Origin of the sequence: Maribacter sp. MJ134 (assembly GCF_003970695.1) — a bacterium.
In the GTDB taxonomy this organism is placed as follows: domain Bacteria; phylum Bacteroidota; class Bacteroidia; order Flavobacteriales; family Flavobacteriaceae; genus Maribacter.
In genome coordinates, this window is sequence record NZ_CP034570.1 from 663,003 (window position 1) to 688,133 (window position 25,131).

A 25,131-nucleotide genomic window follows, 5' to 3' on the forward strand; every position below is an offset into this window, starting at 1 on the left:
ACTAGCGTAGTTTTTTCGATAACCAATAATCCAAGCCCCATTTTCCCGAGCCAAAACCCATGAGAAATAAGCCAAGGCAAAAGAAACTAAAAACTGGAAGTATGTCCCAAGTGCCGTCCCAAGTCCTAAAAAAAATACCCATGGTCATTGTAAGAAAGACAAAAAATGCAGTGACACGAGTATTGAGACCTAAAATAAGCAGAAGGCCGCCAAAGGCCTCCATAAAGCCAATGGACCAAGCGAAAAGGTCAGGAAATACATCAAATGGATAACCTTGATTTGCAATGAGCCCTACAAACTCGTCCGAAACTTCCAAAAAAGACAATTCCAATGCGTCTGGGGTCCATGGGGTTCCAAATTTATTAGGGGCGTAAACAAATGCAAGCAACCCACCGGTCACCAAGCGAGGTACGAACAGAAAGAAATTAACAAAGAAACTATCAATGGTATACGGAGTAATCCACTTCTTAAGTTGGTATGTAATGAACGTCATCTAAGGTCATTTGGTCGGTTATTTGGTTAGCGTCTTAAATATACCAAAATGTTCATTATGCATCAATAAAGATTTCATTATAAGTATTTCATATTAAAGAGAATATAATTTGTAGTTCCCAACATATAATTTGGCATTAAATCATACGTTAATCTAGAGTATTTTTATAAAAAATAATATTGAGGCATATTAGTTGTCCCAGTATTATTTACTCATACTAAATATTCAACTAAGAAGGTTCGTCTTGCGAATAAAAAGATTTTTAAAACAAATAGTACCTTTTGGACTTATATGGGCGGGCTTTGCTTTTGTCTATGGCTTAGTGGAGTATGGCTTGCTGGGTACGTTGGAGAAATACCCCGCTACGGGAAACCCTTATGATTTTGAAAATGGCATTTTACCCTTGGTTTTGGGAGCGTTCGTGGTTGGTCTACTACAAGGGGCATGTGAGGTCACTTGGTTTAGAAAAAAACTGTCCCATACCTCGCTCAGGGTAAAGATTTTATTAAAGCTGCTATTCTATGTTTTTTTTATAGCGCTAAGTCTGATAGCTTTCAGCCTTCTCAACAGTTATTACAATTACGAAGAATACCAATTTACGGATGCTTTAGACGACTTAAAACGATTTTCTGCCAATTTCGCCTTTTGGAGTACATTGGTTTTTATGGGATTTGTGGCGGGTATTGCCATTTTCTTTTCAGAAATGCTACAATATGTGGGAGATGGAGTGCTCTACAATGCTTTGTTTTCTAAGTATCACAAGCCTTTGAAAGAAGTTAGAATATTTATATTTTTGGATATGAAGTCTTCTACGAGCATTGCGGAATCGCTAGGTCACGAGCAATATTTTGCCTTATTAAAGCAGTATTATGCGGATATGACCAGCGCTATTTTAGATAGCGAGGCAGAAATATACCAGTATGTTGGGGACGAAATTGTTTTATCCTGGCCCAAGGAAATTGGTCTAAGAAATAATAATTGTATTGTTTCTTTTCTAAAAATTTCCGAAACGCTCGAAGCAAAAAGGAATTGGTACCAGGAAAGGTTCGGAATAGCACCAAAATTTAAAGCAGGCTATCATATAGGGGAAGTCACCACGGGAGAAATAGGCATCATAAAGAGAAACATCATTTATACTGGGGATATTTTAAATACTGCCGCTCGTTTAGAGGCGGCCTGTAACACGTATAGGGCCAACTTACTAATGTCCGGCGAGCTCTACAGGGAACTAAACAACAAAAGTACTTCTAGATTTAAATTCAAACGAATAGGGGAGTTGGTACTGCGAGGGAAGAACAAACCAATTGATTTGTACACCATTGAATTCTAGAAACTTAACTCTAGTGTCTTAATTGAAACCTCAAGTTTAAGGTCTTTTAACCGTATTTTTAAAACCCTTGGCAATTACATTTTCTGCGGGCTTAAAACGTGGCGAGAAATTGAGGTCGGTTGCGGCACTTTCCTCCGTAGTCCGTACGTTCCATTCCCAAATATAAATACCCGCTAGCCATGGCTGGTCCCAACATTTGTTGAACAAAGCTTCGAAAGCCAATTGTTGGGTCTTATCGGATTTCTTTTTAGTAAGTATACTAAAGCCTGAACCCCATTCCCAAGGCTTTATGGTAGCATTAGATTCGCTTTTATAGCCCACTTCTGTAAAAAGTATGGGTTTCTCATATTTTTCATGTACACCCTTTAATTCCAGTATATGTTTGTCCCATCCCTTTTCGATGGTCTCTAAATCCGGATTTTCCATTTTGGTCAAGGGAAAGTAAGCTTGTATCCCTATGTAATCTAACCTGTCCCAAAAGCCAACGTGCTCATACTCATCGTACCAGTTTGCGGCGTAGGTGAGTTCGCCCTTATAAATTTCCTTTATTTCATCAATAAGTCCGTTCCACTTTTCAGGTTGTCTTTTTATAGAGGTGCGCAGTTCGGTACCTACGCAGAATAGTTCCGTTTTTGTAAGCGCCGCAATTTTTGCATAGCGCATCATGTTTATCCGGTAAGATTCAAACCAAGCATCCCAATCTTCATTACTATCTAACGTAATATTACTCCGCCAACCACTACTCATCCACAAATGCGGTTTCAGATGTACTTTAAGTCCTTTTTTATGAAGCGTCCTTATCGTTTTTATGAAGCTAGAATCCCTTCTGGTAAAAGAATTGGGATCATCTGGAACATTAACTCGTTTTGTGGTTTCATCCTCTTGATAAAGAAAGGGAATTACTGCCACCCATTCTACATTGGCCTTGATAAGATCATCTATAACCTCGTTATTATCATGAGACCAGCCAAAAACACTCATGCCTCTTTGTTTTTGGTCTGCCTCATAAAGGTTATTAACGATTCCCTCAGTATTCATTACGGAATTATCCCACTGATAATCGTGCCACTCATAGGAATTGGCATAGATAAGTGTCTTAAAACCTAAGAAGGCTATCAGGATCGGAAGAATAAAACGGTAACCCAGTTGTCTGAGGAAGACCGATTTTGATTTAGATCGATAAAGTTTGATGAAATATTGAAGTGCCAATAGCAGTAAGCTGCACAAAAGAAAAACTACATGAAAACCGGTGAGGAAATTTTTATTCGCGGCAATGTTAAAAAAGAATAAGGCGCTATCGCCAAGGCTTCTATCTCCACGACTTAAAAGAATAGTAATGACAATGAAGCTAAGGAACCAAAGCACCGCATATACTACCAAGAATTGTTTGGTTTTACGACCCATTTATGCACTATTGGATTTGGTCATTGCACTAGCGACTGAAGCTGCTTGCGCATCTCGTTTATTTAATTCTTCAATGATTCTAGGGTGGTCATGCTCGCGTCCTTGAGATAATTTTTTCGCCGCCTGTATGTCCGTTATCCGTATTTTAAATCCGACAACACCTTTTATTTGGCGCATGGTTTTTGGGGACAGATTTTCAATGGCCACCGGACAAGCGGAATTTTTCTCGTACTTGTTCACCAGCTTATGCATGGAATCCAGAACGGCCGCCTCGTCTATAATTTTTAGGGTACCGTAGACATGAACCGCAATATAGTTCCACGTAGGAACTTCCTCTTCTTGGTACCAGGAGGAAGAGATATAGCTGTGCGGACCATTAAAAATACAAAGGACTTCGGTCTGTTCCGAAAATTGAGTCCACTGCGGGTTGGCTTTGGCGATGTGACTAACAAGAATATCGTTTCCATCCTTATCGGTATCCAATTCCAACGGAATATGGGTGGCCCATGGTTTTCCATCGACCTGACTTACCAAAATGCCAAAGCTGTTCCGCTCTAAAAACTCTTTGACTTCGGACAGGTTCTCGTTTCTATACTGCGTGGGTATGTACATAGTGTAAAATTAGGTAAAACATTTATAGAGCAAATATTCTTTTAAAACGAGGTAATAGCATGCCAGTTATAAAACTACCTTGTTCAAAATAAAAAAAAGATATGCCATTTATAACAAACGAGAAAGCAAAAGAATCCGTAGCTATTTTTTATGAAGATTACGGACAGGGACAACCAGTAATCCTAATCCACGGTTGGCCATTGAGCAGAAAATCATGGGAGCAGCAAGTATGGAAGATTGTTGAAGAGGGATACCGATGTATTTCGTACGATAGAAGAGGATTTGGAATATCTTCATCGCCTTGGGACGGTTACGATTATTCCTCTTTAGCAGGCGACTTACATACGCTGATTACCGAACTGGACCTAAAGGATGTTGTTCTAGTAGGGTTTTCCATGGGTGGAGGCGAGGTAGTGCGCTACTGTACGGATTTTGGTACGGAAAATATTGCGAAAGCGGCACTCATAAGTTCTATCATCCCTTTGGTAAAGAAGAAAGATGATAATCCAGATGGCGTGCCAATGCATGTTTTGGATAATATTAAAAGTGCCCTACAAAAGGACAGGGTCGGATTTTTAAAAAATTTCCACAAAGGTTTTTATAATTATGAGGATAATAAGAATAGGGTAAGCGAAGGCCAATTGGAATATGATTTTATAGTTGCCTCCCACGCATCTCCAAGAGCCACGATACAAGCTGCCTTGTCATGGATGCATACCGATTTTAGACCGGAGCTTAAAAACGTAGACGTGCCTACTTTAATAGTACATGGCGATGCAGACCAGACCGTTCCTATTGAAACATCAGGTGATTTAGCGGCCAAGGGAATTTCCAAAAGCACGTATGAAGTCATTAAGGGAGCCCCACATGGCTTAAATGTTACTCACGCTGACGCATTGAACGATATCTTGATCAATTTCCTAAAAGGATAAGGATGAGATAGTTTTAGTTAGGGGGCCCGTGTAAAAAGCGGGCCTTTATGGTGTAAAGCTAAGCATGGCTATTACGGGCAAATGATCAGAAATATGTTTGTTATTTTCCATACGGTCGTCTATATGGGTATAACTTTCTACTTTAAAACCATCCACGAAAATATAGTCTATACGCTTATCCAGAACTGCATTCCAGTCAAAACCATTGAATGTTCCAAGAGGTCCGTAGGGAGGCTTTTTTGATACCTCACGTCCGTCATGGAGCTGTTTGCTCAAGTACATAATGGGAGCCTCGTCCGGGGTAAGATTTAAATCTCCCATTAAGATACAAGGTAATTTTTGGGTATTCAGTTCTCTCATCTTGCTAATAATAAGCCGTGCAGCTTTTGCACGTGCAGTTTTACCAATGTGGTCAAGATGCGTATTGAACACATAGAATCGATTTTTAGTAATACTATTTTGGAATAAGGCATAAGTACAAATACGTTCTAAAGCGGCGTCCCATCCCACGGAAACCTTATCCGGTGACTTCGACAACCAAAAAGTATCGGTTGCCAATACCTTTAGCTTGGTGCTGTCATAGTGAATAGCCGTATATTCCCCTTTTTGCGTTCCATCCTCCCTTCCTACACCAACATAGGCGTAAGAGGTGATGCTACTATCCAAATAGGTGGTTTGATGGTAAAGGGCCTCCTGTGTACCAAAGACTTGCGGATTGTAATGTTTGATCAAACGCACCATGGCTTGTTTTCTTTTGTTCCAATTATTTACGGTATCATTGACATTATCGTATTTTATATTGTAGCTCATGACGGTCATTTCCTGACCATATCCCATGCGCGTACAAATTACCAAAGCAAGAAAAAGTATATGTTTTAACATCTCTATGTAGTGTGGAAAATTACAAGGTAGCTATAATCCCTTTATATTTATAGTATGGAAAGAAAAGGATTTTTACATCAAATACATCCTGTTTTACCTGTTAGGGATGTGGTACATGCACTAGATTTCTATGTAAATAGATTAGGGTTTAAAATCGCATTTGCGGACGATTCCAAAAAACCGACTTACGCAGGTGTTCTGCGCGATGATATTGAAATTCATTTGCAATGGCATGACGCCAAGGAATGGGAGCTGAACGGTGATAGACCCATGTTAAGAATTGTTACCCAAAATATTGAAGCGCTTTACGAGGAATATTCGGAAAAATCTGTTTTTAATGCCCATACCTTACTTAGGGAAACAGCTTGGGGAACCAAAGAGTTTGCCTTTTACGACCCTGACAATAATGGACTTACTTTCTACAGGGATGCGTAAAAAATAGCGTTACTCAATCATACAGATTTATCGCCTCGACGTGAGCGTCGAGAGTAAATATTGTTTTTTCTAACGCCTCATGAGTTTAATTCAAGGTCGTTTAGCCTAGTTTTCTTTTTCTTTCTTCTTCATTTCAATATACCTTGTAACAAGGCGGACCCCTAACCTTGCAAAAAGGATAACGGCGATAACCATTACAATATCAAATCCGTTCAAAATTTCTTTTTCTTTAAAATAAGGTTTTGAGAATTAAAAAGAAGCAGCTTTAAGCATTTTAACTAGTATAATAGGCCTCTTTAGTCTTATATAACTCTTTGGTGTAGCCAACAAGTTTTGGATTATAGGGAATGATTTCTCCCATAATATCACCCATCCCCTTAAGCCCCTCCAAAGAGGGGTAGGTTTCGTTTTTAAATTTGACATTGATAGTAGCTAAAAACCGAATAACTAGAAGGATAATTTCACCAATGGCATATTTGAAGTATTCGGTGATTTTTGATTTTCAAGGAAGTATTGCTATTGTTGTTTTTTTCAGGGTTGAAGTCATGCTTCAGATTCAAAGAGGGAACAGGGTTCTGGGCCTAGGATAGCTAGTAAAAAAAGTATAAAGAAGAAATGGCCAGACCTATAACTAGGTAAGGAGTGTTGGGTTGGTTTCATTTAGTTGGTCTAATCAGCGGTAATTGCTTAAAGGTATTGAAATAAATCTTAAAGAGTTAACTATATATTAAAACAAAACCCAGAACAGGATTCCGGGTTTTGGAGTTTTGTAAGGAGGTTAAGAAGTTATTCTGGCGCAGTAATTTTATAACCCTGTGCCATCATAACATTCATCATATCGTAAAAATAACGAGACATCACTATTTTACCATTTTCTACCAAATTTGCGGTATGGTAAGGAATTACGATAGTTTCCGCTGTCTCTTTATTGGTCAGCGTATTGGTGCCCCAAGCAAGCACCCATTCTCCTTCGTTCCAATTATTGGTAACTTTTACGGGTAAGTATAAATCTTGCGTAATCGTATGTTTGAAACTATCTGTGCTGTTTTTAAAATACTCCTTGTGTTGTGCAACGTTCAAGGAGTCCAGTCCTCCTCCAAGTCCATAGATCATTGCGTGATCTGCCAGATGCATATTCATAGTGGCTACATCTCCTTTTTGCAAGGCGGCAATATAGTTTTGAACAACTTCGCTTGCCGTCTCGGCGTTATCAAATTCTATGGTCACGGTAGACTCTTGTGCTTTAGAAATTGAAGGAATCAATAAAAGGGTTAGTGCTAATAATAGATTCATTTTTAATGTTCTCATAATACTTATATTTAATTGGTTACTATTCTTAATAAGTAATTACAATCAATAATGATTTGGCAACAATCGATGGTAATCCAGTCGGGAGAACAAATACGTGGGAGAACAATTAGATGGGAGAACAATAAAGAATCTGGTCTAAACCAGTAAAAAGAAGGTCTACATAATGAACCTAGGGTAATGTAGTGATTATTTTGATATGTTTATCAATTGATAATCAAAATGTTATAACTTTTGTTGATTTTTCATTGTATTTATGTAAACCCTATTTAAGTAGCGTTATCATACAATTATCGGAAAAGCAGGTTAAACTATACATCTATAAGTTTTTCAACAAACCACATATCGACTTCTCCTTTACCTTTTGCATTTATTTTGCCTCTATGGGTACAAGTGAATAATGGGTTGTCTTTTATTAACTCATAAGTGTCCTGAGAAATATTTACTTGTCCTACAGCGCCGCTACTTTCCATTCTCGAAGCCGTGTTTACAGTATCTCCCCAGATATCATATTGAAATTTCTTAACTCCGACTATACCGGCCACTACCGGCCCGGTGTGTATTCCTAAGCGCATTTTAAAGGTAAAACCGTCCGTTGATTCTTTTTCTATGAACCTCTGTGTCATGTAAGCCTGCATCTCTAAGGCCGCCAGAACAGTATTATGGACGGCATCGTCCGATGGTATAGGTAATCCACCTGCAGCCATATAGGCGTCTCCAATGGTTTTTATCTTTTCTATACCGTATTTTTCACAAATATGGTCAAAGGCCTTGAAACAGTTGTTGATTTCACCAATTAATTCCCCAGCGGACAGTTCGGCAGATTTTTCGGTAAAACCTTTAAAGTCGGTAAATAAAATCGACACAAGGTCAAAATCCCGAGCCGCTGCCTCTCCTTTTTCCTTGAGTTCTTCGGCTATTTCAGCAGGTAGTATATTGAGCAGTAAACTTTCTGAACGGTTTTTTTCCTTTTCTATAACGGCGCGCGACTTTTTTATATACCGCCAGCGAATAAAAAAACCTATGGCGAGGATCAGGCAGATTAGTGCACCGGCGATAGCAATATTTCTATTTTTATCTTTTTGCTGTACTTCAATCTCGTGCTGCAACCGTACGGCCGTATCTTTCTCTATCTGTATTAAACTGTCCTCCGCCACTTTTTTGGAGAACTCCATTTGCTGTAGTTTAATGGCGGTTTCCTCAGATTGTATACTATCCGAAATTGCGATCATTTCTTCGTAGTAAGATAAGGCCTGGCTGGTTTTACCGAGGGCTCTAGAAGCTTCGTAAAGACATTCGCAAGAATACTCCTGCCCACCTAAATCGCCAACTATTTTAGCATAGGATAGGCTTTCCGTGCAGAGCTGTATGGCCTTTTGGTAGTTTTCCTGATCCAGATAAATATCGCTTATACTCAGTAAATAGGAAGTACTTCCTTGTAGGTCATGGATACTTTTTGCGATTGCTAAACTACGTTCCAGATAGTCTAATGCTTGTTCCGTATCACCTTGATTATAGAACACAATGCCCATACCGGAAAGTGAGGCAGCGATACTCAATTTGTCTTGTTTTTTCTCATCAATGGCTAGCGCCTTTTGATAATACTCCAAGGCCTTCGTATACTCTTCAGTATCCAGATAAACATTCCCAATATTTGTATATTGGGAAGAGTTGGCCGTTTCGTTACCGTACTCCTTATTAATGGCAATGCCCTTAAAATAATAGTCCAAGGCTTTATCATGATCACCTCTCACAAAATAAATGCTGCCAAACTCGTTATAAATAGCGCTCACACCTTCCGAATCACCAATTTCTTGAGAAATTTTTAGACTTCTTTCATAGTTTTTCAAGGCATTGATAGCATCCTCATTGTCATGGTAGATATAACCTGTTTTCAATAAAATATCAGCAGCTCCGGTTTTATATCCAATAGTTTCTGCGAGCGATAGCCCTTCATTATAAGCAGCTAGGGCCTCAGGATAGCTTCCACTTCTAAATAATACGTAACCCTTTAGGTCCAGTGCGTCTACGGTTGCAGTAGCGTAATTAATTTCTTTGGTGAAGCGGTACAGCTCATTGGCCAAGATCAAGGCACTGTCAGGAGCACTGTTAAATGGTCCTTCATTAATATAATCATGTAGCGCATCCGCACGGGCCGAATCCGGTAGGGCTTTGTTCAGCCAAATACTTTGCAGCGAATCTAGTTTTTGTTGTGCACATAAAGTACCGGTAAAAATTAGAAAAGCAGTAACGAGCAAAGCCATATTATTCTTAGCTACCGTTCCTATAGAACAATTTTGCGCAGTTCCCACCTCTAAATTGTTATGCAACGATTAATCTTTATGTTTCTCAAACCAAGCCAGTATACCCGCTATTTTAGCGATTAAGTTGCTTGGCCTGTTGGCAATGCCGTGCGATGCTCCGGGGATACGTACCATAGCGGTTTCTACACCCTCTAGCTTTAGCGCGGTATAAAACTGCTCCGACTCTGCAATGGGTGTTCTATAATCTTCCTCACCGGTCAGAAGCATGGTGGGTGTGGTTACATTGGCCACATAGTTCAGTGGGGAACGTTTAAAATAGCTCTCTGGGTCTTCCCATGGTTTTTTACCGAACCAATATTTGGAGAAGAATGCGGCACCATCTGCATAGAGAACAAAACTTGCCCAGTTGATAACGGGTTTGGCCACTACGGCAGCTTTAAAACGGTCGGTCTTACCTACGATCCACGCGGTGAGTACTCCACCACCGCTTCCTCCGGTGACGAACAACTTATCCGAATCTACATAGCCTTTTTCTATCACTACATCTACACCACTCATTAAATCACCATAGTCGTGGTTGGGATAATCGTGATGTATCAGGTTACCAAAATCAGCACCGTAACTGGTACTTCCGCGTGGATTGGAATACAGCACTACGTACCCTGCCGCTGCAAAAGCTTGTATTTCTGCCGAATAGACCGAACCATAACTGGCGAAAGGCCCGCCATGAATCTCTAAAATAAAAGGATACTTTTTTGAAGGGTCAAAATTTGGAGGTGTTACGATCCAACCTTGAATATCTTGTTGGTCATAGGAAGATTTCCACCAGATTTCTTCCACATTACCGATAGTTTTGAAAGAGAAGAGGTCGTCGTTTACAAAGGTAAGTCGCTTGTTCCCTTTTTTGGTTTGAACGCTTAAATCTGCTGGGTGCTCCGTAGTACCCAAGGTGTAGGCAATGTTTCCATTTTTGGCTACCGTAAAGGCCCCTGCATTATAGGGTCTCCCCAGGGAAAGTCCTCCAACCTTACCCACTTTGTCCGTAATTTTGCCACTTAGGGAAATATGTGCAATTTTGGTTTCCCCTTTATCATCATATTGAAAGAAAAGCCCTTTGCCATCGCCGTCCCATTGAATATTGGAAATATTACGATCAAAATCGCCGGACAATAGCATTGCGCTTCCGCCGGTAACATCCCTTACGTACAACTGATTCAGTTGATATCCTAGTAATTTATCATCTAGTCCGGTATACGCCATTTTGGTACCGTCGGGAGAGATTACTGGCGTATTGTCCGGCCCATAGCGTTTCGTCAGCGCTTTAACTTCATTGTTATTTAAATTTAGCGCGTAGATTTCACTATCATTGGGTTCAAAAGCTTCATCGGGATTAAAATTGGCGGAGAAGTATAAAGTCTTACCATCTTTTGCCCATTGAGGAGCACCATGGTCAAAATCGGTCGTAGTCAATTGTTTTGGCGTTCCTCCATCAATGGATAGGGTAAAGAGTTGCGTGTTTCCTCCTTTTATGTAGCCCTGGCCATCTCCTCTATAATTGAGTTGGTCAATATAAGTAGGGGGGGTATTCCATTTAGCCCCCTCTGGTTTTGCCGGCATTTTTATGATCGATTCGTTTGCTTTGGGCACGAACATGGTAAAAGCGAGGTACCTATCGTCCGGAGACCAGCTTACGGCACCCGGTGACTTCGGTGTATTGGTCAGCGGGGCAATTTCCTTGGAATCCATCCACATTACAAAAAGTTTCATACGATCGTCCTGCCTGTTGGATTTAAAAATGATTTTATCTCCCTTGTGCGACCATCTGGGATAAAAGTCGTTCTGGTTGCCCGTAGTAATTGGTCTGTTTTTGGAACCATCACTATTTATGAGCCAAATGTTGGACAGATTCTTATCCGTCATCACATCCTTAAAATTCCGAACGTACAGAACTTGGCTCCCGTCCGGTGAAATCTGGGGGTCGGAAACATATTCCATATTGTAAATATCCAGTAGGTCTAAATTTGAAATCTTTTGGGAAAATGCCAAGGGCCCACTTAGGACCAATAGCAATAGTAATACGTTTTTCATGATGTTATTTTTGGTGGTTATACTGATGTTTTTGAATATAGTGATTAACTTCAAATATTTATAGTACTTTGAAGTAAATAGTACTTACTTTAAAAAGCAGGGAACATGAAAGTTTTATTTATAGGAGGAACAGGTAATATCAGTACGCCATCCAGTAGATTGGCTCTTGCTAGGGGCGTAGACCTATACCTTCTGAACAGAGGAAAATCTAAGGTCCACATAAAAGGGGCTAAGACGATTATCGGAGATATTAACAAACCAGAGGAATTAACGGGGCTTAAAACGCATCAATGGGATGTGGTAGTCAATTGGATTGCTTTTACTCCAAAGGACATAGAACGCGATATCAACCTTTTTAAAGGAAGAACAAAACAGTATATTTTTATTAGTTCGGCATCCTGTTATCAGACCCCGTTGAGTTATCCGGTGATTACAGAATCTACTCCCTTGTGTAATAATTTATGGGATTACTCCCAGGATAAGATACGTTGTGAGGATCGTTTACAAAGGGCTTATCGCGAAGAAGGGTTCCCTGTGACCGTAGTGCGTCCTTCGCTAACTTACGACACGGTTATTCCCATTGCGATCGGAGGATTTAATAGATACAATACGGCACAACGAATACTTCAGGGCAAAGAAATTATTGTACACGGCGATGGTACCGGACTTTGGACGGTAACCCATTCCGATGATTTTGCTAAAGGATTTGTGGGTCTTCTGGGCTTAACCACGGCAATAGGTCATGCATTTCATATTACTTCGGATGAAATATTAAGCTGGAATATGATTTATAAAATACTCGCGGAGGCCTTAGGGAAAGAGGCGAAGGTAGTTCATATAGCGTCTGACTTTATATGTAAAATAGTGCCTTCCTTTACCGGAACACTATTGGCCGATAAGGCAGAAAGCGTCATATTTGACAATACCAAGATAAAAACTTTTGTGCCGGGCTTTAAAGCGACTATCCCTTTTACCGAGGGTATTAAACGTACACTTAGCTGGCTCAATGAAGACGACAGCAGAAAATTTATTGACCCAGAGGCGGAACAGAAAATTGAGAAGGTCTTAAAAGCTTATAATGCTCTTGGTGGTGTCAACAATTTATGAGAGGCAAGTATTAGTGTGGACTTCGAAAAATTACTAAGGCGGGTTAAACTCCCAGAGTTAATACTGCATAATAAACCACAAGAATTAAGAACACAATAAGTCCAGAAGCTAAAAATTGCAGTGATCTATTAACATATTTGAATTTGGCAGTGGCTATTTTGGATATTATATAAATCTGTTGTCCCAATTGATCGAACAATTCTTCTTCTTTTAGACTAGTAGTGTAGAATATTTTTGAAAATTCCTTTATGGAACCAAATTTGGTAATTACGTCTCCGAAATAAAAAACATTCTTTTCATAATTGCCTTCTAAACGCGGCATAAAACAACGAATACTAAAGTATATAGAGATAACGGTAGATAAGAACCAAAGGATTAGGAGAATATACAATAGAATTTCTTTGGGACCGCCTGTTAATACCACCTCAATTTGTTGAAATATAAAGTTTAGCAGGATACCATAAAATGTTAAAATTAGACCTGCTTTCACCTCAGATGCTCTTATGAGACCTAAAACATAATTTATACTGCCCCAATAGTGATCCACAAGTTCTTCGGCATGACCTTTAGATTCTAGTTTTTTAAGTAGCTCTGTTTCTAAAGATGTCAATGTTTTTTCTTTATTTTCCAAAATAATGTGGGCATTTAATCCATTTCTAGAATGGTGTGTCTAATGTCTTAACTGCAACATATTCATATAATTAGAAATTGAAACTTATATTAATTTTTCATGGGTACTTCTGGCGCTTTTTCGTACAGCGCTTTACTGGCTGCTTCATACTTGTCCCCGGCCACCCAAGTAGGGGTAGTGGGGTCGTTACCAATTTGTCTTCCCGCTAGGACATAAGCACTGAAAAATTTGAACAAGTAGTCATAATCCAAGGTATCCGCCTCATCACCTGGTCTATGATAATACTTGGTAACATCGCCATCAAAAGATGAAAATCCGAGGGAGAAGGTGGGCGCAGGTATTCCCTTTTTAGCAAAGTTAACGTTATCGCTCCGGTCAAATAAACCCTGTTCTTTTGCAGGATCTTCAATCGCCTTTAAACCAAAGGTTGTAGCTGCAGTAGTTATATTTTTTTCCGCAGTGGTTCGGGTTAGTCCTATAATGGTGGCTAATGAGGTGTCGTTATACCCACCATTATCGCTATTAAAACAATAAACCATTTGATTTAGTGGCAACACGGGATTTTCCACATAATATTCACTTCCTAGAAGCCCCTTTTCCTCGCCCGTAAATAAAATGAACAGGGCGGAACGTTTGGTGGGATATTTCGCCAGATTTTCTGCCATGCTCAGCACGGTCGTGGTTCCTATGGCGTTATCTCTAGCGCCATTGTATATGGTATCACCTGTTTCATCTGGCGTTCCAATACCCACATGGTCATAGTGTGCGGAGTAAATGATATATTCCTCTTTAAGTTTTGGATCCGTACCTTCAACAATCCCGATAACGTTTTGGGACAGCACCGCTTCCTCCTGTTCTTCGTTAAGGGAAACTTTGGCCTTTAAGGTTGTAGAAGTTTCCAATTCCTTGGCCATGGTACCGGCAGTATCCAATACCCAAATGTGAACCATTGAGTTATCTTTTCCCTTATTATCTTCTTCATCTTCAGCTACCATTAATCTGGCTTCATTAAAATTATGGTCTATGAAACCCCACATATTAGCATCGGTATCTAGTAATTCTATGATGGCAGCAACTCCATGCTCTTTGGCAATTTTTTGTTTTTCCGAGCGTAATCCAAAGGCTGCCCTTGCATCTTTGGTATCCGGACCCCCCGCTTTTACGACGATAACTTTACCTGAAACGCTTTTTCCAGAATAATCTTGAGAGAGCCCATATTTAAGGAATATAGCATCACCTTCAACAGCTATTTGAGCAGGATTTATGAGCGCATAGTCGGTAATTTTGGTATCGTTTATTTGAATATTGACTTCTGATGGGGGAGAAACACTTTTTAATTTTACCTCTTGGTAATACGTACCTGTCTTGGGATTTGGCTTTACCCCATAACGGCGAAAGGCGTTAGCGAGGTAGGAAGCCGCAATTTTTAATTCAGGAGTACCGGTGGCACGACCTTTTAAGAGATCGTCCGCCAAGAAATAAATATGGCCTTCTATATTAGATTTACTAACGGTCTCTTTCGTCTTTTCAATATCCGTTTGCGCAAAAATAGAACACAGGCAGAATACCGCGACTAAAGTGGAATAGATTCTCATGGTTTATGGTTTGTTGTTGGTTTGTATAAAGTATGGAAGATAACAAATTGAATGCGAATGTGCTTCGAATTATTTTAAAATCAACCAATTATGTCTCCCGGAATTAAATCTTCTATGATGTGTCCATTCTCCGCATGTACGTAATACGAATGATTGTCGGCGTCTAGCGAAACTGATTTTACTACCTTTTCATTGATAAAATGAAGGGCAGACCTATCATCGCAGGCATAACCATCGGTCAAATCTCCATTAAGGATATTGGAGTGATATAAAGGGCGTCTGGATTTTTCCGAATTATAATGCGGGCAATGACTTTTGTCAATAAACCGCATTCCCTCAACAATACTTAATTCTGCCGGGCGAGAATCCGTAGTTCCTCCATTGAACCAGCATAGAGAACCAGCACTGCCACCACCCATAACAACCCCATTTTCGTAGGCGTTCCTCAAGGCTTTGTCTATGCCTTGGGCTTGCCATATGGCGAGCATATTCAACGTATTGCCGCCACCTACCACAATAGCGTCCATTTGATTGATAATAGTCGCAAAAGTTTCTTTATCATCATAAGAATTCACCCAGACCCTCATTACATGGGCATGTACCTCTAGCTGATCGCAAACTTCATGAAATCGTTCTATATAACCTTCATCGTCTCCGCTGGCCGTAGGAATAAAGCATAGGTTGGGATTTTGCTTTCCAGTGGCTTTCGCCATATAATCCAAAAAGGGTACGGTATGCCTGCCACTGCCGTAGATAAATAGTTGTCTTTGCATTTGGTTCATTTCACGTTGTAGGGTATGAACTTACCAATTAAAGAGAACTTTTCAAATTTAAAGAGAAATACTAGGAGTTTGACTTTTCGGACGACCCTCCCTTGTTTCTGTTTCTGTTATTGTTGGAGTTTCTGTTGTTTCTTCCTCTAAAATTTGAATTTCCAGAACGGTTTTTGTTTTTGTTATTTCTAGTGCGATTAGAACTTTTTGGTATCCTTGGCTGACTTGGACTTTCTTGCTCGGAATCTGCATCCGTAAAAGGATGTTCTGGCATACGGGGAACCTGTTGTTTTATAAGTTTCTCTATGTCCCTTAAATAGGCACGTTCTTCCAAATCACAAAACGACAGCGCGATACCACTGGCGCTGGCACGCCCCGTTCTACCGATACGATGCACATATGTTTCCGAAACATTAGGTAGGTCATAGTTCACCACTAGGGAAAGTTCTTCCACATCTATGCCCCGAGCTGCGATATCGGTGGCTACAAGAACTTTAAGTTTTCCGTCCTTGAAAGCACCTAATGCCTTTTGCCTAGCTGCCTGCGACTTATTTCCATGAATTGCCGCAGACCGTATATCCGCCTGAGCCAGTTTTTTCACAATCTTGTTAGCACCGTGTTTGGTACGTGAAAAAACAAGAACGGATTCGTTCAGTTTTTCCTGTAAAAGATGCACTAATAACTTAGGTTTGTTGGGTTTGCTTACAAAATAGACCCCTTGTTCCACCTTTTCCGCCGTTGCCTGTTCGGGTTTTATAGTGACCCGCTCAAAATCCCCCAGCATTTTGGTGGAAAGTTCCACTATGGTTTTTGGCATGGTGGCCGAGAAAAATAGCGACTGTCTTTGAGGAGGTAGCTTTGCAATAATTTTTTTAATATCATGTATAAAGCCCATATCCAGCATTTGGTCGGCCTCATCCAAAACAACAAATTCTAGGTCCCTAAATGTGATAAACCCTTGGTTCATAAGGTCTAATAAACGACCTGGAGTGGCAATGAGAATATCTATACCTCCTCGTAGTGCATTTACCTGTTTGCCTTGTTTGACCCCACCAAAAATAACAGTGTTCCGTAGGCCCGTATGTTTGCCATAAGCGGTAAAACTTTCTCCTATCTGTATGGCGAGTTCTCGTGTTGGTGTTACCACAAGGGCTTTAATTTTACGCTTATTCTGGCGCAATGAAATTCCTTCGTACAAATGGTGTAGAATGGGAATACCAAAAGCAGCTGTTTTACCGGTTCCCGTTTGGGCAACGCCCAATAGGTCCTTTCCTTTTAATAAGATAGGAATCGCTTGTTCTTGAATAGGTGTCGGTGTGGTATAGCCTTCTGCTTCTAAGGCTTTTAGTATAGGTTCGGCAAGGCCGAGTTCTTTAAAAGTCATAATTTTTTATCAGCTGCGAAGATAAGCTTATACGCCATAAAAATTTCTTTATTACCTATTAAGTATCAGGTAACTTCATGTAAAACTCTAATTTGGACTTTTTATACCATAAATACGCTACTTCACAACATTTTTTAGAAAAATCAGTATTACCCAAATATATTTACATAGTAAACATGAAAAAATCTTCTCCCATAAGAGTTTTATTGGTATTCTGCTTTTTGATACTGGTCAATGTGAGCAGTGCTCAGGATACATTTGCCGATAATTTTGAAGTTCGAAGCTATTCTAACAATGATGGTTCTGTAAATTTTTCCGGAATATGGCAGGAGACAGGCGAGACTAACAATTCCACTGCGGGTAGAATACGTATTGACAACAATGCGAGTAATCGCAGACTGCGTTTCACCAATCTAGACGGTAGGTTTATTACCCGAACCCTTGACTTATCCGCCTATATCGATGCTACATTAACGCTTGATTTTGAACGTACGAATGGAGATGAGACTATTACCGTTCAGTTGTTTGATGGTACCAGTTTTATAAATGTCGGTATCTTGTCTGGAACGGGAAGTTTCAGCTATGATTTAAATCCTAATGAAATAAGTGCTGATTCTGCCATACGATTTATAGCTACCGATGGTGACTGGGACGGGAACCAGGAGCGCATTTTTATAGACAATTTGCTTATAACGGCGCAGCTACCAAATCAGCCTCCGGTTGTTGCTGGTTCTGGAAATCAAATCTATTGTCCTAGTGGTTCGGTACCCATAGCTGAAAGCATAAATATAACTGACCCTGACGATACCACCACCACGGCCGTATACATACAAATTTCTAGCGGATATGTTAATGGGGAAGATTTATTGTCCCTTACGGGGACTCATCCTAGCATAACCGCAACATGGGATGCAACACAAGGAGAAATAACCCTACAGGGACCAGCAACCTATACAGAATTTGAAAATGCAATTTTAGCTACAGAATTTTCCTCTAGTGCATCTTCTCCTTCTGGTACACGACAGTTTTCCATAACTGTTGGCGAAGCCAATTATTTGCCAAGTACACAACATTATTATGAATTCGTGTCCGACCCAGGAATTAGCTGGACCGATGCCCAAATAGCAGCAAGTAATAGGACTTATTTTGGATTACAAGGCTACTTAGTGACCCTAACTTCGCAGCAGGAAGCAGATTTTTCTGGGTCGCAGGCAAGTGGTTTTGGTTGGATTGGTGCAACGGATGCTGCAGTTGAAGGAGAATGGCGCTGGGTCACCGGTCCGGAAGCAGGAACACAGTTTTGGCAGGGTCTGGCTAACGGAACGGAGTTGACTTTTGCAAATTGGAACGGGGGAGAGCCTAATAATGTTGGGGGTGGAGGAGAGGATTATGCCCATATTGCGGCCGCTTCTGTCATTCGTGGTGGTGCTCCAATAGGTGCTTGGAACGATTTGCCCAATAATGGAGGAGGAGGCGCCTACGCTTCTCAGGGATATGTGGTAGAGTATGGAGATATGAGTGGAGACCCAGTTTTAAATCTCACCGCGACCACAACCATAAATATTAGCAGTTGCACAGTGATTACGAATAGAAGAATCACATTAAGAGTTAAAAAGGATTAGTGATAACCCTTTTATAAATCTACTACAGCTGCTTCCGCACAGCGTTCACCATCCATTGCGGCAGATACGATACCACCGGCATAACCACCACCTTCGCCGCATGGAAAAAGCCCCTTGATTTCTGGATGCTCCAAGTGCTCGTTCCTGGGAATGGTTACCGGAGATGAGGTTCTGGATTCTACCCCGATAATATTGGCCTCTGCCGTATAATAGCCCTTCATTTTTTTACCGAATTCAGCAAATCCCTGCCTTAGACGACTACCTATAAGTTTGGGCAGTAATGAGTGCATTGGAGCCGAGTTTAAACCCGGTTGATAGGAGGTAGAGTTAAGGTCGGTTGAGAGCGTTCCTTCCACAAAATCCGTTAAACGTTGCGCTGGAGCGGTTTGGCTTCTTCCACCAGATGTGAATGCCAATCTTTCCAAGTTTTTCTGATATTCCAATCCTTTAAGGGCTCCAAATTTTTCAAACTTGGGAATATCCTGATCAATATTTATCTCCACGACAATACCGGAATTGGCATACAGGTTATTGCGTTTTGAAGGTGACATTCCGTTTACCACCACTTCACCAGGTGCTGTAGCTGCGGGAACTATAAAACCTCCAGGGCACATACAAAAGGAATATACGCCCCTATTTTTAACCTGTTGCACTAGACTATATGCTGCCGCAGGCAACAGTTCGTCTCGCCTGCCCTTACAATGATATTGTATGGAATCTATGATGTGTTGTGGGTGTTCTACACGAACCCCCATCGCGAAAGATTTCGCTTTCAGGCTAATATTTTTATCGTTCAGGAGATAAAAAATATCACGTGCAGAGTGACCTGTTGCTAAAATAACACGGTTTACTTGCATTTCATCGGTATCGTTTAAAACAAGCGATTTAATAGTGTTGTTTTGGATATGAAAGTCTGTGACTTTGGTATTAAAATGAACTTCGCCACCTCTATCGATAATTGTTTCACGGATATTCTGCACAATTTTTGGAAGCTTGTTCGTGCCTATATGTGGGTGTGCGTCAACAAGAATCTCCTCAGTAGCCCCGTGATAGACCAAACTTTCGAACACCCGCCTTACATCGCCTCGTTTTAAACTTCTTGTGTATAATTTACCGTCGGAATACGTACCTGCACCACCTTCACCAAAACAATAGTTTGAGTCTTCGTGAACAAGGTGGTCTTGATTTATCGCTTTTAAGTCCCTTCTTCTTTCCTGAACATTTTTACCACGCTCTAGCACTACAGGTTTATAGCCTAACTCCAGACATCGTAGCGCAGCCCACATACCTGCCGGACCAAAACCGATGATGTGTACTTTTTTGGATTTGGAGACGTCCTTATAATCAAAGTTGAATTTATCCTCGGGAACATGCTCATTGATATATGCTAACAGTTTGTAATTAAAAACGATTTTTGGTTTTCTCGCATCTATGGACTTCCGTACGATTTTTAACGAAAAAGTTTGCTCCTCAAGACTTAAATATTTTGCAGCTTTCTTCTTCAAAATACCTTCTTGGGCTTCCTCTTGAAGTGATAGTCGTATTTGTAGGGTTTTAATCACAGTGTAAAATTACCGCAATTCGGTAGCTTAAATCAACAACTCGGTATTTCTTTTTTCAAAATAGTATCCCTTTAAAGGAAATTTGCTTCATAAATAAGAACAAAATCCGATAACATGAAAAAATTGATGACGCTTGCAATATTCTTTGGTTTTTTAATAATCACCGCTCAGGAAAAGAAGTCTGGGACAATACAACTTCAAATTGATAATATGGAGAATGACAAAGGTCAGATGCTAATTGGGCTATACGATTCAGAGGACAATTGGCTTAGCAAAATCTATGTGGGTAAGGTTGCCAAAATTACCGACGGAAGCGCTGAGATAACGTTCAAAAATGTACCGTTGGGCGTTTATGCCATTTCCGTTTTTCATGATGAGGATAACAACGGTAAATTGAAAACTTTTCTTGGAATTCCTACAGAAAGTACCGGTTCTTCTAACAATGCACCCGCACGGTTTGGACCACCAAAATGGGAGGATGCCAAATTTACGCTTACCGAGAAAACAGTTCATCAAAAAATATCACTTTAACCATTTATAGTAATTTTTAAATCTGATAAAATGAAAAATAGCATAATTGTATTAACATTATTATTTACGACCCTTTTATTTGCGCAAGACCAGTATACTCAAGGAATGCAAAAGGCCTTTTCTTTATGGGGAGAAGGTAAATCTACCGAAGCTGCTAATATGTTTGAACGAATTAGTACGGTTGAACAGGATAATTGGCTACCCTATTACTATGTTGCTCAAATTAATACCATTGCTTCTTTTGGTGAGAAGGATGAAAAGGTTTTGAAACAACAGTTAGATAAGGCTCAGGAATTCATAGATATAGCAAAAGCCATATCCCCGAATAACCCGGAAATAATGGTACAGCAAGCCATGACACATACGGCCTGGATTGCCTTTGATGGGGCCACGTACGGAATGACCTTATCAGGTAAAGTGGCTGCACTTTATGCAAAAGCAGAGCAATTGGCTCCTGAGAATCCAAGGGTTGTTTTCTCAAAAGCGGAATGGGACATGGGTTCAGCGCGTTATTTTGGGCAGGATATTACGCCTTACTGCGCAGATGTAGAACGTTCGTTAGAACTTTTCGCTAACTTTAAACCGGAAAGTGCTTTTCATCCCAATTGGGGTGCCGATAGGGCAGAAGCGACTTTGGAAAACTGTGGTAAAAAATAGTAGCACACGTGAATAGATTCTTAAAACATTTAGGAAATGCATGGCTGGTAGGCACCCTGATATTTATAATTATCATGGCAATACTTTACGCAAGTGGTGTCTATCCTAATGGAATAAGTTGGGCCGAAGCCTGGGAGGAGTACTATGAAGGGATGATTTTTTCATTGATTATATATTGCGCCAACGCTATTTGGATTCAGTATTTACTCAATACTTACAAATATGATCTTTTTACCCCCAAAAGGTTTATTAAAGCGATTCTGGGAAACATTGGATTTTCTTTGATAGGAATTTTCATTTCAAAACTTATTCTTTTGGTTGGAATTCAAAACCAGCCGTTACTAGAATTTTTAGAAGATCAAGAAATAACGGATTATAGAATTTCTCTTTTAATTTCCATTGTCGTAGCCTTGATATTCTACTCGGTATGGTACTATAAGTATCGACAAGAGAATAAGGTCAAAGAACAAAAGATAATCGCGGGTACGGCATCGGCTAAGTTTGATGCCTTAAAAAATCAGTTAGACCCTCATTTTCTATTCAACAGTTTAAATGTGTTGACAAGTCTTATTGATGAGGATCCTAACCAAGCTCAAAAGTTTACTACTTCCCTATCCAAGGTCTACCGTTACGTACTGGAACAGAAAAATAAGGACTTGGTTTCTGTAGATGAGGAACTGCAGTTTGCCCGTACCTACGTAAAGCTTTTAAAGATGCGTTTTGAGGATAGTATAGTTCTTGATATTCCGGAAAAAGCCATCAATTCAGAAGCTAAAATAGTTCCGCTTTCCTTGCAACTACTGCTAGAAAATGCGGTAAAACATAATATTGTCACTTCCGCTAAACCATTACATATTCGTATTTATGAGGAAGAAGGACTACTAAAGGTCACTAACAATCTACAAGAGAAACAGGTAGTCAAAAAAAGTAGTGGTGTGGGCCTTCAGAATATTAAGCAGCGTTATGATCTCCTAAGCAATAGAAATATGGAGATTTTTAATGACGGAACAAACTTTACGGTACAGCTACCCATGCTCACCCAGCAAGTTTCCGTTGTGGAAACACAAGAGGAGTTTATTGATGATAAACGCTATCAAAAGGCAAAGGAAAAGGTTGAGGCTGTGAAGGGCTTTTACGGTAATCTAATTGCTTACTGTATCGTTATTCCCTGTCTTGCCTTGTTAAACTATAAAACAACAAGTTTTCCTTGGGTCATCTTTCCCATATTGGGTTGGGGTTTTGGACTTCTCACGCACGGCATGGAAGCTTTTGGTTACAATCCTCTTTGGGGAAAACGTTGGGAAGAAAAAAAGTTACGAGAGCTCATGGATAAGGAGGATTTTTAGATGTTGGCATGTGCGTTGTATGTTGTTAGAAGTCAGTATTCAGTTTTCAGTAAGCAGTAAGCATTAGTCAGTAGGCAGTAAGCAGTATTCAGTAGTCAGCTTAGTTAGTATATAGTATTCAATACAAAGTGTGTTTTTAATCTGTCCTCCATTCTCTAATATCTTGTATTCAGCATCTAGCGTCTAGCATCTAATGTCTTACATAGGCAGTGTTCAGTGTTCAGTGAGCAGTAGGCAGCTCAGTTCGTAGTATTCAATAGAAAGTGTGTTTTTTAATCTAACCTCCATTCTCTAATATCGTGCATCTAGCATCTAGCATCTCAAGTCTTACATCTAGCATCTAATGTCCAACATCCGGTATCCATATCATCAATCCATCCTAGAAAAACCACAGTTCGGTAGTTCCTTTTTTTAATATAGGGGTTCTTTAGGGATATTTGGAGTGTAGATAAGAACAAACGTAAAGTTTAAATAACGCTAAAATAAATAACATGGAAAATTCAAACGAGTATAAGTATAGAAGGGCTAAAGAAAGAGTAGGAGCTATAAAATCTTTTTATAATAATCTTTTGGCATACTGCATTGTAATCCCATTTTTGGCTTGGGTCAATTATAATACCACAGGCTTTCCTTGGGTAATATTTCCGGCACTCGGATGGGGAATAGGATTAGTTGGTCATTGGGCCAATGCCTATGGGTACAATCCCATTTTAGGGAAGAACTGGGAAGAGCGTAAAATTAAGGAGTTAATGAACAGTAACGATTTTTAGGGAATCGCTTATATTTAGTAAATGATTTACTTACTTTAATAATCATAGCAATCATGGACGATAGAAATAGAGAGGACAAATATTTTAGGGCACGGGAACGCGTAGACCAGATAAAGAAGTTTTATTCTAGCTTACTGTCTTACATTATCTTCATAGCACTACTGGGAGGACTGAATTATTGGATAGATGAGTGGAGATATCCTTGGTTTTTATGGGCAGCTTTTGGATGGGGGATAGGTTTGGTTTTTCAAGCTATCAAGGCATTTGGGTTCAACCCTTTTTTTGGGAAGGACTGGGAAAATAGAAAAATTAAGGAGCTGATGGAAAATGATGAAGATGCAAAAAAATGGAAATAATGAAGACAGATAGAGAAAAATTGAATCGTGCTAAAAAACGATTGGAAGAATTAAAAGGATTTTATTGGCACTTAGCTGTTTATTTAGGGGTTAATTCCTTTATTACAATTTCAACTATAATAGGAAGAATGAGCAACGGGGCTTCATTTCTTGAGGTATTGGACCTTGGGACTTTTGCTGTATGGTTTTTCTGGGGTATTGGTCTTTTTTTCCATGGGATGAAGGTGTTCTCGTATAATCCTATTTTTTCCAAGTCTTGGGAAGAACGTCAAATTCAGAAATACATAGAGAAAGACAAACAACAGGCGGAAAAATTTAGATAGGATGGAACGGAATTATAAACAGTCGGAAAAATTTTTAAAAGCTAAAAAGCAGGTAGAGCATATTAAAAATTTCTACAAACACTTACGGGTGTATATTATAATTAATCTATTATTGCTCGTAGTAAAATTCAATCTCATAGATTGGTTCAAGGACGATTATGAATGGATTCAAAACCCTGGCTTTAGTGATTGGGTAAGTTGGAACATTGTAGGAACTCCTATCATTTGGGGTTTAGGTTTGTTGGTACATGCCGCTTACGTTTTTAAGTTCGGTGCTAAATCTTGGAAGGAATTAAAGCCAGCATTCTTAAAGAGGTGGGAAAAGAGACAATTGGAGAAATTTTTGGAAGAGGAAAACAGGAATGGGAAATATGGAAAATAAAGGGGAAAAAGAGAGACTGGACAAAGCACGCCTCCGTGTGGCAAAGCTGAAAGGGTTCTACACCCACCTCACCATATATTTGGTTATTAATACGGCATTGGTACTCATAAAACTGATAGGGAACTCGTATTATGGAGAAGCTTTTATAGGTCCTCTTTGGCACTTTAGCACCTTTGCGACGTGGATTTTTTGGGGTATAGGGTTATTTTTTCATGGTCTAAAGGTATTCTCTAATAGTTCAGTGTTTGTAAAAAATTGGGAGCAGCGTCAAATCGAGAAATATATGGCAGCGGATAAGGATAAAGCTGAAAGGTTGAGATAAGTACAAAACAAGCTCGTTAAGA

At 39.8% G+C, this 25,131-nt stretch carries 25 protein-coding genes; 13 read left to right on the top strand and 12 right to left on the bottom strand.

Annotated elements, in window-relative coordinates:
• Position 1 precedes the first annotated feature (1 nt).
• A complete protein-coding gene (locus tag EJ994_RS02785) occupies positions 2 to 493 on the bottom strand; it encodes a DoxX family membrane protein (RefSeq protein WP_126591096.1) in 492 nt (163 codons plus the stop codon).
• Between the two features lie 244 nt (positions 494 to 737).
• Here EJ994_RS02785 and EJ994_RS02790 point away from each other — a divergent pair, with 244 nt between their 5' ends.
• Positions 738 to 1,823 carry an adenylate/guanylate cyclase domain-containing protein gene (locus EJ994_RS02790; RefSeq protein ID WP_126591097.1) on the top strand — a complete coding sequence of 362 codons (1,086 nt, stop codon included), beginning with the start codon at positions 738 to 740 and terminating at the stop codon, positions 1,821 to 1,823.
• A 36-nt stretch (positions 1,824 to 1,859) separates the two neighbouring features.
• Here EJ994_RS02790 and EJ994_RS02795 read toward each other — a convergent pair whose 3' ends face one another.
• Both EJ994_RS02795 and EJ994_RS02800 read right to left on the bottom strand, forming a co-directional pair.
• Complete coding sequence (locus EJ994_RS02795) at positions 1,860 to 3,227, bottom strand: glycoside hydrolase family 113 (RefSeq protein WP_126591098.1); 1,368 nt, start codon at positions 3,225 to 3,227, stop codon at positions 1,860 to 1,862.
• The gene (locus tag EJ994_RS02800; protein WP_126591099.1) at positions 3,228 to 3,839 is read right to left on the bottom strand and encodes an FMN-binding negative transcriptional regulator; all 612 of its coding nucleotides are present in this window, start codon (positions 3,837 to 3,839) and stop codon (positions 3,228 to 3,230) included.
• A 101-nt stretch (positions 3,840 to 3,940) separates the two neighbouring features.
• Here EJ994_RS02800 and EJ994_RS02805 point away from each other — a divergent pair, with 101 nt between their 5' ends.
• Positions 3,941 to 4,771, top strand: coding sequence for an alpha/beta fold hydrolase (locus EJ994_RS02805; RefSeq protein ID WP_126591100.1), 831 nt, complete (start codon positions 3,941 to 3,943; stop codon positions 4,769 to 4,771).
• 45 nt (positions 4,772 to 4,816) lie between these two features.
• Here the strand turns inward: EJ994_RS02805 and EJ994_RS02810 are convergent, their stop codons facing one another.
• The gene (locus tag EJ994_RS02810) at positions 4,817 to 5,653 is read right to left on the bottom strand and encodes an endonuclease/exonuclease/phosphatase family protein (RefSeq protein WP_241240835.1); all 837 of its coding nucleotides are present in this window, start codon (positions 5,651 to 5,653) and stop codon (positions 4,817 to 4,819) included.
• Positions 5,654 to 5,707: 54 nt separating this feature from the next.
• On the opposite strand from EJ994_RS02810, the gene EJ994_RS02815 reads away from it, so the two are divergent.
• Positions 5,708 to 6,088: a glyoxalase superfamily protein gene (locus EJ994_RS02815; protein WP_099573658.1), complete on the top strand. Its 381-nt coding sequence runs from the start codon at positions 5,708 to 5,710 to the stop codon at positions 6,086 to 6,088.
• 786 nt (positions 6,089 to 6,874) lie between these two features.
• On the opposite strand, the gene EJ994_RS02820 is transcribed toward EJ994_RS02815, so the two are convergent.
• The 3 genes from EJ994_RS02820 to EJ994_RS02830 form a co-directional block, all read right to left on the bottom strand.
• Entirely contained in the window at positions 6,875 to 7,396 is a 522-nt protein-coding gene (locus EJ994_RS02820; protein ID WP_126591101.1) for a nuclear transport factor 2 family protein, read from the bottom strand.
• A gap of 311 nt (positions 7,397 to 7,707) precedes the next feature.
• A complete protein-coding gene (locus EJ994_RS02825) occupies positions 7,708 to 9,726 on the bottom strand; it encodes an adenylate/guanylate cyclase domain-containing protein (protein WP_126591102.1) in 2,019 nt (672 codons plus the stop codon).
• Between the two features lie 3 nt (positions 9,727 to 9,729).
• Positions 9,730 to 11,748 (bottom strand): S9 family peptidase, encoded by a 2,019-nt coding sequence (locus EJ994_RS02830; RefSeq protein WP_126591103.1) that lies wholly within the window; start codon positions 11,746 to 11,748, stop codon positions 9,730 to 9,732.
• Between the two features lie 105 nt (positions 11,749 to 11,853).
• Between EJ994_RS02830 and EJ994_RS02835 the strand changes: the two genes are divergently transcribed.
• Positions 11,854 to 12,855, top strand: a complete 1,002-nt coding sequence (locus EJ994_RS02835; protein WP_126591104.1) for an SDR family oxidoreductase — start codon at positions 11,854 to 11,856, stop codon at positions 12,853 to 12,855.
• A gap of 43 nt (positions 12,856 to 12,898) precedes the next feature.
• On the opposite strand, the gene EJ994_RS02840 is transcribed toward EJ994_RS02835, so the two are convergent.
• The 4 genes from EJ994_RS02840 to EJ994_RS02855 form a co-directional block, all read right to left on the bottom strand.
• On the bottom strand, positions 12,899 to 13,486 hold the full coding sequence (locus tag EJ994_RS02840; protein WP_241240836.1) for a Pycsar system effector family protein: 588 nt from the start codon (positions 13,484 to 13,486) through the stop codon (positions 12,899 to 12,901).
• Between the two features lie 89 nt (positions 13,487 to 13,575).
• Positions 13,576 to 15,081 carry a M28 family peptidase gene (locus EJ994_RS02845; protein WP_126591105.1) on the bottom strand — a complete coding sequence of 502 codons (1,506 nt, stop codon included), beginning with the start codon at positions 15,079 to 15,081 and terminating at the stop codon, positions 13,576 to 13,578.
• A gap of 80 nt (positions 15,082 to 15,161) precedes the next feature.
• A complete protein-coding gene (locus tag EJ994_RS02850) occupies positions 15,162 to 15,854 on the bottom strand; it encodes a peptidase E (RefSeq protein WP_126591106.1) in 693 nt (230 codons plus the stop codon).
• 70 nt (positions 15,855 to 15,924) lie between these two features.
• Positions 15,925 to 17,238 (bottom strand): DEAD/DEAH box helicase, encoded by a 1,314-nt coding sequence (locus tag EJ994_RS02855; protein ID WP_126591107.1) that lies wholly within the window; start codon positions 17,236 to 17,238, stop codon positions 15,925 to 15,927.
• Between the two features lie 176 nt (positions 17,239 to 17,414).
• On the opposite strand from EJ994_RS02855, the gene EJ994_RS02860 reads away from it, so the two are divergent.
• A complete protein-coding gene (locus tag EJ994_RS02860; protein WP_126591108.1) occupies positions 17,415 to 18,860 on the top strand; it encodes a C-type lectin domain-containing protein in 1,446 nt (481 codons plus the stop codon).
• A gap of 11 nt (positions 18,861 to 18,871) precedes the next feature.
• Here the strand turns inward: EJ994_RS02860 and EJ994_RS02865 are convergent, their stop codons facing one another.
• On the bottom strand, positions 18,872 to 20,422 hold the full coding sequence (locus tag EJ994_RS02865; RefSeq protein ID WP_126591109.1) for an NAD(P)/FAD-dependent oxidoreductase: 1,551 nt from the start codon (positions 20,420 to 20,422) through the stop codon (positions 18,872 to 18,874).
• Positions 20,423 to 20,536: 114 nt separating this feature from the next.
• Here EJ994_RS02865 and EJ994_RS02870 point away from each other — a divergent pair, with 114 nt between their 5' ends.
• The 8 genes from EJ994_RS02870 to EJ994_RS02905 all read left to right on the top strand — a co-directional run bounded on the left by EJ994_RS02870 (position 20,537) and on the right by EJ994_RS02905 (position 25,109).
• Positions 20,537 to 20,953, top strand: a complete 417-nt coding sequence (locus EJ994_RS02870; protein ID WP_126591110.1) for a DUF2141 domain-containing protein — start codon at positions 20,537 to 20,539, stop codon at positions 20,951 to 20,953.
• Positions 20,954 to 20,983: 30 nt separating this feature from the next.
• Complete coding sequence (locus EJ994_RS02875) at positions 20,984 to 21,610, top strand: hypothetical protein (protein ID WP_126591111.1); 627 nt, start codon at positions 20,984 to 20,986, stop codon at positions 21,608 to 21,610.
• An 8-nt stretch (positions 21,611 to 21,618) separates the two neighbouring features.
• Positions 21,619 to 22,956 carry a 2TM domain-containing protein gene (locus EJ994_RS02880; protein ID WP_241240837.1) on the top strand — a complete coding sequence of 446 codons (1,338 nt, stop codon included), beginning with the start codon at positions 21,619 to 21,621 and terminating at the stop codon, positions 22,954 to 22,956.
• Between the two features lie 491 nt (positions 22,957 to 23,447).
• Entirely contained in the window at positions 23,448 to 23,726 is a 279-nt protein-coding gene (locus EJ994_RS02885) for a 2TM domain-containing protein (protein ID WP_126591112.1), read from the top strand.
• Positions 23,727 to 23,779: 53 nt separating this feature from the next.
• Positions 23,780 to 24,082, top strand: coding sequence for a 2TM domain-containing protein (locus EJ994_RS02890; RefSeq protein WP_126591113.1), 303 nt, complete (start codon positions 23,780 to 23,782; stop codon positions 24,080 to 24,082).
• Positions 24,082 to 24,405 carry a 2TM domain-containing protein gene (locus tag EJ994_RS02895; RefSeq protein ID WP_241240838.1) on the top strand — a complete coding sequence of 108 codons (324 nt, stop codon included), beginning with the start codon at positions 24,082 to 24,084 and terminating at the stop codon, positions 24,403 to 24,405. Before EJ994_RS02890 ends, EJ994_RS02895 begins: the two co-directional genes overlap by 1 nt.
• 1 nt (position 24,406) lies before the next feature.
• Positions 24,407 to 24,787 (top strand): 2TM domain-containing protein, encoded by a 381-nt coding sequence (locus EJ994_RS02900; RefSeq protein WP_126591115.1) that lies wholly within the window; start codon positions 24,407 to 24,409, stop codon positions 24,785 to 24,787.
• Positions 24,777 to 25,109, top strand: coding sequence for a 2TM domain-containing protein (locus EJ994_RS02905; protein WP_164721414.1), 333 nt, complete (start codon positions 24,777 to 24,779; stop codon positions 25,107 to 25,109). The genes EJ994_RS02900 and EJ994_RS02905 overlap by 11 nt, the downstream gene beginning before the upstream one ends.
• The last annotated feature ends 22 nt before the right edge of the window (positions 25,110 to 25,131 follow it).

Bases quoted from the DNA above. Each gene is read 5' to 3' on its own strand.
- EJ994_RS02885 (WP_126591112.1), top strand. From the start codon at position 23,448: ATGGAAAATTCAAACGAGTATAAGTATAGAAGGGCTAAAGAAAGAGTA.
- EJ994_RS02860 (WP_126591108.1), top strand. From the start codon at position 17,415: ATGAAAAAATCTTCTCCCATAAGAGTTTTATTGGTATTCTGCTTTTTG.
- EJ994_RS02805 (WP_126591100.1), top strand. From the start codon at position 3,941: ATGCCATTTATAACAAACGAGAAAGCAAAAGAATCCGTAGCTATTTTT.
- EJ994_RS02830 (WP_126591103.1), bottom strand. From the start codon at position 11,748: ATGAAAAACGTATTACTATTGCTATTGGTCCTAAGTGGGCCCTTGGCA.
- EJ994_RS02800 (WP_126591099.1), bottom strand. From the start codon at position 3,839: ATGTACATACCCACGCAGTATAGAAACGAGAACCTGTCCGAAGTCAAA.
- EJ994_RS02850 (WP_126591106.1), bottom strand. From the start codon at position 15,854: ATGCAAAGACAACTATTTATCTACGGCAGTGGCAGGCATACCGTACCC.
- EJ994_RS02815 (WP_099573658.1), top strand. From the start codon at position 5,708: ATGGAAAGAAAAGGATTTTTACATCAAATACATCCTGTTTTACCTGTT.
- EJ994_RS02795 (WP_126591098.1), bottom strand. From the start codon at position 3,227: ATGGGTCGTAAAACCAAACAATTCTTGGTAGTATATGCGGTGCTTTGG.
- EJ994_RS02835 (WP_126591104.1), top strand. From the start codon at position 11,854: ATGAAAGTTTTATTTATAGGAGGAACAGGTAATATCAGTACGCCATCC.
- EJ994_RS02855 (WP_126591107.1), bottom strand. From the start codon at position 17,238: ATGACTTTTAAAGAACTCGGCCTTGCCGAACCTATACTAAAAGCCTTA.
- EJ994_RS02900 (WP_126591115.1), top strand. From the start codon at position 24,407: ATGGAACGGAATTATAAACAGTCGGAAAAATTTTTAAAAGCTAAAAAG.
- EJ994_RS02785 (WP_126591096.1), bottom strand. From the start codon at position 493: ATGACGTTCATTACATACCAACTTAAGAAGTGGATTACTCCGTATACC.
- EJ994_RS02895 (WP_241240838.1), top strand. From the start codon at position 24,082: ATGAAGACAGATAGAGAAAAATTGAATCGTGCTAAAAAACGATTGGAA.
- EJ994_RS02810 (WP_241240835.1), bottom strand. From the start codon at position 5,653: ATGTTAAAACATATACTTTTTCTTGCTTTGGTAATTTGTACGCGCATG.
- EJ994_RS02875 (WP_126591111.1), top strand. From the start codon at position 20,984: ATGAAAAATAGCATAATTGTATTAACATTATTATTTACGACCCTTTTA.
- EJ994_RS02820 (WP_126591101.1), bottom strand. From the start codon at position 7,396: ATGAGAACATTAAAAATGAATCTATTATTAGCACTAACCCTTTTATTG.
- EJ994_RS02845 (WP_126591105.1), bottom strand. From the start codon at position 15,081: ATGAGAATCTATTCCACTTTAGTCGCGGTATTCTGCCTGTGTTCTATT.
- EJ994_RS02870 (WP_126591110.1), top strand. From the start codon at position 20,537: ATGAAAAAATTGATGACGCTTGCAATATTCTTTGGTTTTTTAATAATC.
- EJ994_RS02905 (WP_164721414.1), top strand. From the start codon at position 24,777: ATGGAAAATAAAGGGGAAAAAGAGAGACTGGACAAAGCACGCCTCCGT.
- EJ994_RS02890 (WP_126591113.1), top strand. From the start codon at position 23,780: ATGGACGATAGAAATAGAGAGGACAAATATTTTAGGGCACGGGAACGC.